This is a genomic window from Flavobacterium sp. UM26, from assembly GCF_057922445.1.
Genome location: NZ_JBVHCY010000001.1, coordinates 1 through 12,565, shown reverse-complemented (window position 1 = coordinate 12,565; position 12,565 = coordinate 1). Strand labels below are relative to the sequence as shown.

General features: G+C 33.1%; 9 protein-coding genes. 8 read left to right on the top strand and 1 reads right to left on the bottom strand.

The window, feature by feature from the left end:
- Nucleotides 1-113 precede the first annotated feature (113 nt).
- Both ACZ1AQ_RS00045 and lipB read left to right on the top strand, forming a co-directional pair.
- Entirely contained in the window at nt 114-860 is a 747-nt protein-coding gene (locus ACZ1AQ_RS00045; protein WP_489630931.1) for a hypothetical protein, read from the top strand.
- Between the two features lie 10 nt (nt 861-870).
- Nucleotides 871-1,578 carry a lipoyl(octanoyl) transferase LipB gene (gene lipB, locus ACZ1AQ_RS00040; RefSeq protein WP_489630930.1) on the top strand — a complete coding sequence of 236 codons (708 nt, stop codon included), beginning with the start codon at nt 871-873 and terminating at the stop codon, nt 1,576-1,578.
- Between the two features lie 28 nt (nt 1,579-1,606).
- Here lipB and rnhB read toward each other — a convergent pair whose 3' ends face one another.
- Nucleotides 1,607-2,266 (bottom strand): ribonuclease HII, encoded by a 660-nt coding sequence (rnhB, locus tag ACZ1AQ_RS00035; protein WP_489630929.1) that lies wholly within the window; start codon nt 2,264-2,266, stop codon nt 1,607-1,609.
- A 198-nt stretch (nt 2,267-2,464) separates the two neighbouring features.
- On the opposite strand from rnhB, the gene ACZ1AQ_RS00030 reads away from it, so the two are divergent.
- The 6 genes from ACZ1AQ_RS00030 (at nt 2,465) to ACZ1AQ_RS00005 (ending at nt 12,344) form a co-directional block, all read left to right on the top strand.
- Nucleotides 2,465-5,500, top strand: coding sequence for a SusC/RagA family TonB-linked outer membrane protein (locus ACZ1AQ_RS00030; protein WP_489630928.1), 3,036 nt, complete (start codon nt 2,465-2,467; stop codon nt 5,498-5,500).
- 17 nt (nt 5,501-5,517) lie between these two features.
- Nucleotides 5,518-7,056: a RagB/SusD family nutrient uptake outer membrane protein gene (locus ACZ1AQ_RS00025; RefSeq protein WP_489630927.1), complete on the top strand. Its 1,539-nt coding sequence runs from the start codon at nt 5,518-5,520 to the stop codon at nt 7,054-7,056.
- A gap of 218 nt (nt 7,057-7,274) precedes the next feature.
- Complete coding sequence (locus ACZ1AQ_RS00020) at nt 7,275-9,152, top strand: putative porin (RefSeq protein ID WP_489630926.1); 1,878 nt, start codon at nt 7,275-7,277, stop codon at nt 9,150-9,152.
- A 12-nt stretch (nt 9,153-9,164) separates the two neighbouring features.
- Nucleotides 9,165-10,526, top strand: coding sequence for a pyridoxal-phosphate dependent enzyme (locus ACZ1AQ_RS00015; protein WP_489630925.1), 1,362 nt, complete (start codon nt 9,165-9,167; stop codon nt 10,524-10,526).
- 1 nt (nt 10,527) lies between these two features.
- A complete protein-coding gene (locus ACZ1AQ_RS00010; protein WP_489630924.1) occupies nt 10,528-11,013 on the top strand; it encodes a 3'-5' exonuclease in 486 nt (161 codons plus the stop codon).
- 62 nt (nt 11,014-11,075) lie between these two features.
- On the top strand, nt 11,076-12,344 hold the full coding sequence (locus tag ACZ1AQ_RS00005; protein ID WP_489630923.1) for a DUF2851 family protein: 1,269 nt from the start codon (nt 11,076-11,078) through the stop codon (nt 12,342-12,344).
- Nucleotides 12,345-12,565 lie beyond the last annotated feature (221 nt).

Below are 12,565 nucleotides of genomic sequence, written 5' to 3'. Positions count from 1 at the left end.
TAGGAAAAGTATCTGTTGGCTTTTGTTATCTTTGACAAAAAATAAAAACAAAAACCTACATATATAAACACGGTATGCTTTTGTTTCTATTAGACAGTAAAAAAACATTAGATATGAAAGGGATATTCCAGTTTTTGGTTTTAAGTATGATATTGTTATTAACGAGTTGTACAGTTACAGAAAACATATATATAGAAGCTGATGGCTCCGGTAAATTCAATGTTGATTTAGATGGTTCAAGCCTAATGGCTATGATGCCAAAAGATTCTTTGAAAAATGAAAAGAGTATTGATTCGACCTTTACATTTAAACAACTTTTAGCAGATAATAAGGACAGTATTGCGAAATTGCCTATTTCTGAGCAACAGCAACTGAAAAAATTAGAAAATTTCAATATGCGTATGCAAATGAATCAAGACCAAAAACAGTTCTTGTTTTCGTTGCAAACTAATTTTAAGAACGTCTCAGAATTACAAGATGCTATGGTTGCAATTAATGCGATGAGTTCACTTCAGAACAAAGTCAATAAAACTAATGAGTTTGGCACGGGAGTTCCTGCGGATGGTTTTGCGAATAACAATGCAGTTGTATCTTATAGTTTTAAAGGGAATAAATTTAAACGAACAGCTACTTTGAATACCTCGAAAAAAGTAGTACCAAATGAGGAAGCAGCCGAAATGAATAAAATGATTTTTGCTTCTTCCAATTATATAGTTAAATATCATTTTGCAAAACCTGTTAAGAAAGTTTCTAATGCTGCCGCTATGTTTAGCGAGGACAGAAAAACCATTACCATTCAATACCCCTTTTCAGAATATATGGATACCCCTGAAAAAATGAATATTGAAGTAGAATTTTAGAAAATAGAAAATGAATAAAAATATCCAACTTCAAGATTTAGGCAGTAAAGATTATAAGGCAACTTGGGAATACCAAGAAGAATTGTTCAAAGGAATTGTTGATTTGAAAGTTCAAAATAGGAGAGAGGAAACAAATTTTTCTACACCTAATTATTTGCTTTTTGTAGAACATCCACATGTATATACCTTAGGGAAAAGTGGCGATATGGGTAATTTGCTTTTAAATCAAGAACAATTAGAAGCAAAGGGTGCGACTTTTTATAAAATCAATCGTGGGGGAGATATTACGTATCATGGACCAGGGCAAATTGTGGGATATCCTATTTTAGATTTAGAAAACTTTTTTTCGGATATTCATAAATATTTACGTTTTCTCGAAGAAGCTATTATTCTTACGTTACAAGAGTATGGTTTAGAATGCGGTAGAAGCGAGGGTGAAACCGGTGTTTGGTTAGGCGTTGGTACTCCTTTTGCGAGAAAAATTTGTGCAATGGGAGTTCGAGCTTCCCGTTGGGTAACTATGCATGGTTTTGCTTTAAATGTTAATGTTGACTTAGGTTATTTTGATAACATCATTCCATGTGGCATTCGAGGTAAAGCTGTTACCTCTTTGAATGTAGAACTTGGAGTAGAAGTTGTAGATGAGAATGAAGTGAAAGCAAAAATCCTAAAGCACTTTGCCGCGCTATTTGATTGTGAGTTTTTGGAACAGTACTAAATGAATAGAAAGAATCATCATTCTAAGTTTATAAATCCAAGCTGAGCTGTTCAGGCAATAATCTGAAACTCATTCTGTGATATTTGGTTACACCATATTTTTTTATGGCTTCGCGATGTTCTTGAGTGGGGTAACCTTTGTTTTTTTTCCAATTATACATGGGAAATTCTTCATGAATGCGATTCATATATTCGTCTCTGTATGTTTTAGCCAAAACAGATGCGGCAGCTATACTTAGGTACTTTCCATCTCCTTTTATGATACTCTCATTGGGTAATGTGCTTAAAAAACGAATTTCTTCCTCAGTAAATATTTTAATCCCTTTTTTGATAATCCCTCTTTTGGGTATAAAAGGAGCATTGCCATCGATTATCACAGCTGATGGTTTTGGGGCCAATTTTACCACGCATTCTTGCATCGCTTTTATGGATGCATTCAAGATATTGATTTCATCAATTTCAAGTGGCTCAATATGAGTTACATTATACGTTATGGCCTCATTTTCTATTACAATTCTAAGTTTTTCTCGCGTTTTTTCTGTTAATTGTTTGCTATCATTAAGTAAAGAATTGTTAAAATGTAAAGGAAGGATTACAGCGCAAGCGGTAACTGGCCCCGCTAAACATCCCCTGCCGGCCTCATCACAGCCTGATTCTAAATTTTCCGTTAAAAAAAAAGGTTTTAGCATTGAATTTTTTTTAGCAAAAATATTGTTTTATTCGTTATTATTTTTCGGTTAAGAACTTTTTTGTTGAGAATTATTTAAAATTTTCACATTTAGCTATTGTTTTCTGAACATTTGTTAATGGATTTATTGTGTTATTTGTTTGGTATATTAAGAATTTATTGTGATTTTTGTTGCATAACTAATTCAAACAATAATAATATGAGATCAAAATTCAAATGGATTTTTTCTTTGCTATTGGCGCTGTCAATGCAATTAGTCTTCGCACAAGAGAAGACTATTTCTGGTACTGTTACTGATGAAACTGGTGCTTTACCAGGAGTAAATGTAGTAGTGAGCGGTACAAAAAATGGTACTCAAACAGGTTTTGATGGAAAATATTCCATAAAAGCAAAACAAGGTGATGTTCTTGTGTTTTCATTTTTAGGAATGAACTCCTTAAGGGTTACTGTTGGTGCTTCAAATGTTTTAAATGCAACAATGACAAGTGAAGCTAAGACTTTAGAGACAGTAGTCATTCAAGGTTACAGAACTGTGACTAAAAAGAATGCTGTAACTGCTGCAGCAACAGTAACTGCTAAAACAATAGAAAATAGACCTAATGCTAACGTGTTGAATACGGTTCAAGGTCAGTTAGCTGGTGTTAATATTACGGCTACTACAGGTCAACCTGGTGCTAGATCGACAGTTATTATTAGAGGTGTTGGTACCATCAATGGTAATACGGATCCATTGTATGTGATTGACGGTTTTCCATCTAACAGTGATAATTTTAGATCAATCAATCCAAATGATATTGCTAGTTTAGATGTACTTAAAGATGCTTCTGCTATCTCGGAATATGGATCAAGAGGTTCGAATGGTGTTATTGTGATAAAAACAAGAAAAGGAAATTTCAGTGATGAAAAAACTATCTTTAAGTATTCTTCTCAAATTGGTCTTTCCGAATTGCAAACACCTAAGTACTCATTTGCAAATTCTAGACAATTATTAACTCTAGAAAAAGTATTTGGTTCTGGTAGAGGTACAACTTTAACTGATGCTCAAATTGCGAGTTATAATATTAATACTGATTGGGTTGATTATTTTTTTAGACCAGCAAGTTCTGTTAATCATAATCTAAGTATAGAAAACAATGGTAAAAACTTAAATTCTTTTACATCAATAAGTTATTTAGATCAGGAAGGTTTGTTGAAAACTACGGGATTGCAAAGATTTACATTGAGAAATAATATAAACGGTAAATCAGGTAATGAAAAGTTTAAATACTCATTGAATACATCTATTGGATATTCAAAAAATAATGAAGCTACAGGTTTAGGTACTGGTGGAGTTAATCAAAACTATGTTTTAGGTGCTTATCAGGCTGCGCCTTATGTTTCACCTGATGAGTATAAGAATCCTAATCAGTTATTCTCGTTATATCAAGCTAACGGTACGTTATTATATACACCTTTGATGTTGATTGATAAAATTAATACATACAATAATTTGACAGATGAGTTGAGGTTAGATGTTGCTTCTGAGCTATCTTATAAAATTACTGAAAATTTGACTGGTCGTATGAGAACTTCAGGTCAATTTTTGTCAAATAGATTTTTCCAATCTCAACATCCAGTTTCTTTTAATACACTTTTATTTCTTAATCCTGGACAGCAATTTGGTGGTTTTGAAGATATAAATCAAAGGAGAGAGTTTTTGTTTAATAATCTGTATCAACTAGATTATAACAAGTCTTTTGGTAATCATACATTTAATGTTGCGGTTGCATCAGAATATAATCATTCAAGATTACATGTTAATAATTTTAGACAGAACGGTTTAGATCCTAAATTATTTGTCCCTAATACTGGAGCTGGTTATGTTTCTGATACTTCTGCAAATGATTTTAATGTTCCAACAGTTTCCGCTTCTCAATTAAGAAATGATTTGATTTCTTATTTTGGCACTTTTGATTATGATTACAACAAGCTTATTGGTGTTGTTGCATCATATAGAATTGATGGCTCCTCACGCTTTGTAAAAGATAATCAATACAATAACTTTTGGTCTGTAGGAGGTCGTTTCAATTTTGAGGAGCTTGAGTTTGTTAAATCTTTGGATTTTATAAACGTATTGAAAATAAGAGGATCTATAGGTACATCAGGAAATCAAAGAATTGTTGACGGTACTATTTATGCAGGTATAAATCCACCTGCTTTTGCTGACATTTATCCAGGTACAAATAATGCATATAATAATGGTACTGGATACGGTTTGACTTTGGGGTATCCTGATTTGAGATGGGAAACAACTGAACAGTGGAATGCAGGTTTAGATTTCGAATTTTTCAAAAGTGCTTTGAGAGGATCTTTTGATTACTATAATAGAAAAACTGTTGATTTGTTTTTAAGTGAACCAGTTGTACCTGTTACAGGGGCTACTTCTATTACTAAAAATTCTGCTGCATCAATTACGAATAAAGGAATTGAATTAAGTTTAGCTTACGATATTTTTAGAGATGAAGATTTTTCACTTACAGTAAGAGCAAACGGTTCAATGAATGATAATTCTGTTTCTGGAATTAAAGCGAATGGTGGTCGAATTATAAATGGTAACTTCATCACTGAGAATGGAGGAATGATTAATGAACCATATTTGTATAAGTATTTAGGTGTTAATCCAGTTAATGGTAACTTGCTATTTGAAGATGCTTCAGGTAATCCAACTGAAACTCCAACAGGTGCTGACAGAAAAGCATTAGGAGTAAACAATATTCCAGTTTACCAAGGAGGATTTGGTTTTGATTTTTCTTATAAAGGTTTCTTTGCATCTACAACTTTTACTTATGCTCAAAAAGTCAAAAGATTTGATTTTGACTTATCAGGACTATATAGTTCTGGACGTATAGGCGTTTTCAATGTTACTGATGATTTATTAAATGCATGGACTCCTACTAATACAAATACAGATGTACCAAGTTTAAGAGCAACAAATTTTGCAGCTCAAACTTTGTCAGACAGATTTTTACGCGATGCTTCATATGTACGTTTAAGAAATGCTCAAATAGGTTATAGAGTTCCAAAGCAATTTTTGAAAAACACTTTTCTAACGGATTTATCATTTACTTTGCAGGGTGAGAATATATTTAACATCACAAAATGGCAAGGTTTTGATCCAGAGAGTGCAAGAACTGGTGATCAAAGTCAGTATCCAACGCCTAGACAGTATACATTTGGAGTTGATTTGAAATTTTAATTTATAATCTTATGAAAATGAAAAAAATATTTATATTATCATTGTTGGCAGGAACTTTTTTTGTTTCATGTAATAATGATTTGCTTGAGCCTTTTACACCAGGTTCATTGACGGAGGATGTTGCTTATACTAGTTCAACTGATTTGCAACGACTGATGAATTCTACATATGGTTTAGTGGCTAATCGTGAGGATGTTGTTTTTTCATCAGTTTTTACTGATGAGTGTGGAATTGGTTTTGCTAATGGTGGACAAGGGATTAACGATAATTATGTTTTCTTTTTGAACATATCTTCTACTTCCCCAGATGTGATATGGACACAAGCCTATTTCGCTTTATCAAGAGCAAATCGTGTTATTACTTTTGCAGATAAGATAATCGCTTCAACAGATCCAGCAAATACTGCCGAGTTAGCTAAATTGCGTTTTTTAAAAGCTGAAGGTTTGACTATAAGAGCCTTATTGCATCTTAGAATTATGGCTTATTTTTCACCAGATTTAAAAAATGATTCAGCATTGGCAGGTGTTCTTGCTGATAAAATTATTTCATCAAGTGATGCTCCAAAGCTAAGAAGTACTAATGCTGAGTTTTATTCTTTAATTCACAAAGATTTGGATGATGCTATTGCATTGTTTAATAGTACAGCTTCCCCTTATACAGGAGCTACAGCAAAGCTTTATGCTAGCGTAAATTTAGCTAAAGGTTTAAAGGCTAGGGCATATTCCTATAAAGGAGATTATTCTAACGCAGAGACGTGGGCTAATAATGTAATTAATACTTCAGGTTTGGTTTTGGCTAATGCTACAAACTATGCAAGTATTTTTGTTACAGATGCAGAGCCAGCTAATACAGAAGTTATATTTAGATTAAAGAGAACCCTTCAACAATCAAGTCAAGCTACAAACATTGGTAATGGATATGCTTCAGTAACTAGTTTGATATCAGGTTCTCCTTTTTATGAAGTTGGAAGGTCTTTGTTTAATATTTTAAATTCTAATCCAACAGACGTTAGAAGAAACGTAATAGTTGGTGCTACTTCTAGAATTGATCCTAATTATGCAACTTCTGCAGATTATAGAAATACAGATGTTTTGGTTTTAGCAAAATATCCTGGATCTGCTTCAGTTGGAAATTTGAATTCTGATTTTAAAGTTATGCGTTTATCTGAGATGTATTTTATACGTGCAGAGGCGAGAGTTGCTGCTGGAGATTTAGTTGGTGCAGCTAATGCTGTTAAAGCTGTTTTAGATGGTCGTTTTCCTGTAGCTCAACCAGCTCCAGTATACGCTAATGCAACAGCTGCATGGAAAGGTATTTTAGATCAAAGACGTTTGGAGTTTGCTTTTGAAGGGTACAGGTTTATTGATTTAAAACGTATCGGAACTTTAGCTGGAGCCGCTATTGATCGAGATCCTGCTGACTACAGTTCTAGTTCTTCTAATTACCCTGGTGGAAATCCGGCAAATCTTCCATTGACAAGTACTAAGTTTGCACTTCCAATTCCAGTATCGGAATTAAATGCAAACCCAACTATACAACAAAATCCTGGGTACTAATAAAATTTTTTATTTGTAACTTACCAACCGTCTCAATTTTGAGGCGGTTTTTTGTTGAATTGATTTCAACAATCTATAGATGCTTTTTTTTTTATTGTTTTTAATTAATCTACCTTTGTCTAAATTTTTCATCTTCTTATCATTTATAAATGAAAAACAAGATTTTTATAGTATTCGTTTTTGTTTGTTTTTATGCTTACCCCCAAGCCCCAAAAAGGATGAACGCTCAAAGAGAAAGTTCTAAGTCTGTGGATACGACCAAAACCAAAGTTGCCCCAATAGATTTGTATCGTATTATTACTTTGGATAGAGATACCACTTATATTGATACTTCTTTGACAATCAGAAAAGAATACTCGCATAATTATTTAAGAAAAGATAATTTTGGTCTTTTGGCTTTTCCGAATGAGGGGCAAACTTATAATACCCTTAATTATGGTTTAGTTAAAAATGATATTTTTCCAGAAATGGGATTTAAAGCCAAGCACTTCAATTTTATGGAAGCCAATCAAATTCGATATGCTTCTGTGGCTACTCCTGTAACCGAGCTCTATTTTAAAACAACTATTCAGCAAGGACAATCTTTAGATTCGTACTTCGCTGTTAATGTTAATGAAAACCTTAACTTTTCTTTTGCTTATCGTGGTTTGCGATCCTTAGGAAGGTATATCAACCAATTATCAAGTTCAGGAAATTTCAGATTTACGACCAGTTATCATACTAAGGATTTTAGATATATAGCCAACGCACATTTTACGTATCAAGATATTTTAAATGGAGAAAATGGAGGTATTACAACCGTTTCTGATTTCGAAGGTGAGGATCCAAACTATGACAATCGCGCTCGTTTAGAGGTTTTTTTAACCGATGCAAAATCTTTTTTGAAAGGAAGGCGTTTGTTTTTGGATCACGAATTTAGAGTCAATAAGAAAAAGGGAGCCAATAATTTATTGTTGAATCATCAATTTAATTATGAGAATAAATTCTTTGAATACAATCAAGCCACTGTAGCTTCAACAGTAGGAAACTCTTCTGTTATGAGATTTGGAGATGCTTATTCTTCTAGCGATATCAACGACCAAACTCATTTCAATAAAATGTATAATCGAGTAGGCGCTGTATATGAAAATACAATACTAGGTAGGTTTAATTTTTTCATTGATGATTTTAGAAGCAACTATTATTACAACCAAATTTTAATTTTAGGTTTAGACGTAATCCCGAGTGTAATAAGTGAGAAGATTAATAGTTTTGGTGCTCAATACAATTATTCAAAAGGAAAATGGAACGGTAAATTTTTGTATTCCCGGTCAATAACTAATCAATCATTGTCTAATCTTGAAGCTAAAATGGTTTTCGACTTAGACGAGGATAATCAGTTTTCTTTTGAATATCAAAACAAGAATAAATTACCAAATAATAATTATAATTTGTATCAATCAAGTTTTGTAAACTACAATTGGTCGAATAATTTTAAGAATGAAAAAACAAATAGCATTTTTGCAAATGCTACGACTCAATGGGTTAATTTTTCTGCTCAATATACGATTTTAAAAGATTTTTTATTTTTTAAAGATATAACGACTTCCGCTCAAAAATTAGATAGACAACAGATTGTTGCGCCTAATCAGTATGATAAAACAATCAATTATTTATCAGTAAAAGCAAGTCGAGAATTCAATTTTGGAAAGTTTGGTTTCGATAATACCTTTTTATATCAAAAAGTTAGTCAATCTGATGCAATTTTGAACGTGCCTGATTTTACACTGAGAAGTGCCTTTTATTTCTCAGATGCTTATTTCAAAAATAAAGCCTTGTATTTGCAAACCGGAATTGTGTTGAACTATTTCACATCGTACTTTGCTAATGACTACAATCCGGTTGTCGGAGAATTTTTTGTACAAAACGACAAGAAAATCGGAAACTTTCCGTTGTTTGATTTTTTTGTTAATGCTAAAATTCAACGAACGCGCATCTATTTAAAAGCAGAGCATTTTAATTCTCTTTTTTCTTCAAATAAATATTTTTCAGCTCCCAATACGCCATATAGAGATTTTACGGTTCGTTTTGGTTTGGTTTGGAATTTCTTTAATTAATTTTTTTTACAAATGAAGTTTTCACAAAATATATTAGGCACTATTGGTAATACACCATTGGTAAAATTGAACAAGATTGTTAATGGAGTAGATGCTTTGGTTTTAGCCAAAGTAGAAACTTTTAATCCTGGAAATTCTGTTAAAGACAGAATGGCCATAAAAATGATTGAAGATGCCGAGGCCGATGGTCGTTTGCAACCTGGGGGTACAATCATTGAAGGGACATCTGGAAATACAGGTATGGGATTAGCCTTAGTGGCCATTGTAAAAGGCTACAAGTTAATTTGTGTAATTTCAGACAAACAGTCCAAAGAGAAGATGGATATTCTTCGTGCAGTTGGTGCTAAGGTGGTGGTGTGTCCAACAGATGTTGAGCCAACAGATCCACGTTCTTATTATTCTGTTTCCAAACGTTTAGCTGAAGAAACACCAAATTCTTGGTATGTGAATCAATATGATAACCCATCGAATGCTACTGCGCACTATGAGCAAACAGGCCCTGAAATTTGGGAACAAACCGATGGGAAAATTACGCATTTTGTGGTTGGAGTTGGTACAGGAGGTACTATTTCTGGTGTTGCCAAATATTTGAAAGAAAAAAATCCAAATATCAAAATTTGGGGTATTGATACGTATGGTTCTGTATTTAAAAAATACCACGAAACGGGTATTTTTGATGAAAACGAAATCTATTCTTATATCACAGAAGGAATTGGAGAAGATATTTTACCAAAAAATGTTGACTTTTCTCTAATTGATGGTTTTACAAAAGTAACTGACAAAGATGCGGCAGTTTATACTAGAAAAATTGCGCTAGAGGAAGGGATTTTTGTTGGGAATTCTGCAGGAGCTGCTATTAAGGGATTATTGCAACTTAAAGAACACTTTAAACCAGAAGATGTTGTTGTAGTATTGTTTCATGATTCAGGAAGTAGGTATGTTGGCAAAATGTTCAATGATGATTGGATGCGCGAGAGAGGATTTTTAGAAGATGAAATTACAAAAGCTGAGGATGTAATTAAAGATCACATAGATAAACCCTTGGTTATTGCAAGAACAGAAGAGCTAGTATCGCATGCAATTGAGCGTATGCGTAAATATAAAATCTCTCAAATTCCAGTGGTTGATGTTACTGGATTTGTTGGGTCTGTAGATGAGTCGTTGTTGTTTCAAAGTTATATTACTGATAAAAATACGGCCGATCGTCCTTTGAGAGAAATTATGGGAGCTCCATTTCCAATTGTACCATTGGGAACGCCTATTGAGGAAGTGTCGAAATTATTCACTCGTGAAAATGCGGCTGTTTTGATTGATCTTGGGAATGGAAATCATCATATTATTACTAAATACGATATAATTGGATCAATAAAATAAAATGAACACCTTCACTGCAATAGATTTTGAAACGGCGACGGCCTATAATCCCTGCTCGGTTGGAATTGTTACTGTCGAAGATGGAATTATTGTAGATGAGTTTGTTACTTTGATTCAACCGCCAAATAATTTTTATAATCCATTCAACATTCAAGTGCACGGAATTTATCCAAGAGATACAGCAAATGCTAAAACGTTTTTAGAGGTTTTTCCAGAGATTGAAAAGCGCCTTAAAAATAGAGTAGTAGTAGCTCATAACGAAAGTTTTGACCGAAATGTGTTGTCTAAAACGATGGCATTGCACGGTTTAAATTATGAGGATTTAAATATTGGCTCCCGATGGGAATGCACCGTAAAAATTTATAAAGCCAAAGGATTTAAACCTGCAAAATTAAGCGACTGTTGCAGGATAATGAACATTGCATTAGATCATCATGAAGCATTATCCGATGCTAGAGCTTGTGCTAAATTGTATTTATTGAAATAATTTTCTTTCATTTATGTTTTTTTAATACATTAGTAGTCAATTCATTTGAATCGTCTAACTATATGAAAGAAGATTTTTTGCATTATGTCTGGAAATACCAAAAGTTAACTTCTCTTGAGTTACAAACTGTCAAAGGAGAAACTGTTTCAATACTACATCCAGGGTATTATTTAGAAACTGCAGGTCCTGATTTTTTCAATGCTCAAGTCATAATTGGTAATCAAAAATGGGCTGGCAATATCGAAATACATGTCAATTCTTCAGATTGGTATTTGCATAATCATGAGCGTGATGCGGCTTATAATAATGTTATTTTGCATGTAGTTTGGGAACACGATTCTGATGTGTTTGGTTCTAATAATGTCGAAATTCCTGTAGTGGAGGTTCGAGATTTTGTAAAGAGAGACCTATTGCTTTCTTACAGACATTTGCTTGCTCAAAAATCTTGGATTTATTGCGAAAACCAAATACAACAAGTCAATCAATTTGTAATTACTAATTGGCAAGAACGCCTCTTTTTTGAACGCTTAGAACGAAAATCTCAGTATGTTTTCGATAGTTTGCTCGCTACCAATAATGATTGGGAAGCGGTTTTATTCTTCTTGTTAGCTAAGAATTTTGGACTCAATACAAATGGAGTTTCTTTTTTCAAAATAGCACAATCCGTTCCTTTTTCGGTTATTCGAAAAGAAGCCTCAGATTTGCAAAATCTAGAAGCACTATTTTTCGGAATGGCAGGTTTGTTAGATCAAAAAAAAGAAGACACTTATTACAATGACTTACAATTTCGTTTCTATTACTTACTCCAAAAGTACTCGATAGAGAAGGTGTTCATAGAGCCTCTCCAATTTTTCAAGCACAGACCCGATAATTTTCCAACTATTCGATTGGCTCAATTGGCAAGTTTGTACCATCAAGAAAAAAATCTTTTTTCTAAAATCACCAACGAATTTTCGTTACCCTTACTTTATGAACGCTTTGCTGTAGCTGCTTCAGATTATTGGCAAACTCACTTTCAATTCGATAAAATCAGTCCTAAAAAGAGCAAAAAACTTTCCAAATCTTTTGTCGATTTGTTGTTGATTAACACCATAATCCCAGTTCAATTTGCGTATGCAAAAAATCATGGAAAAGAAATAACAGAGGAATTAATCGCTTTGATGCAATCTCTAGATTCAGAAAAGAATGCAATTTTAGACAAGTTTAAATCAATTGGAATTTCCACCAAAAATGCTTTTGAAGCTCAAACATTACTTCAATTAAAATCAGAATATTGTAACAAAAGGAGATGTCTCGATTGTGCTATTGGTTCAGAATTACTTAAGCAATAGTCTTTTTTGGATCATAAACAATCAGAATTCTTGGATTCATTGTTCCCGCTGTCCGCTATATCTTTGCCTTTTTAAAGGAAAAAGGCAAAGGATGCCACTCCCATCCTTTAGATTTGCTAAATAAATTTAGAGTACTTTTAATCAACAACCAAACTGACAAAGTGAACCTTATCTTCCATCAAAGTTAGCTACTTATGCCCCGATTAGGACTTTGTCAGTTA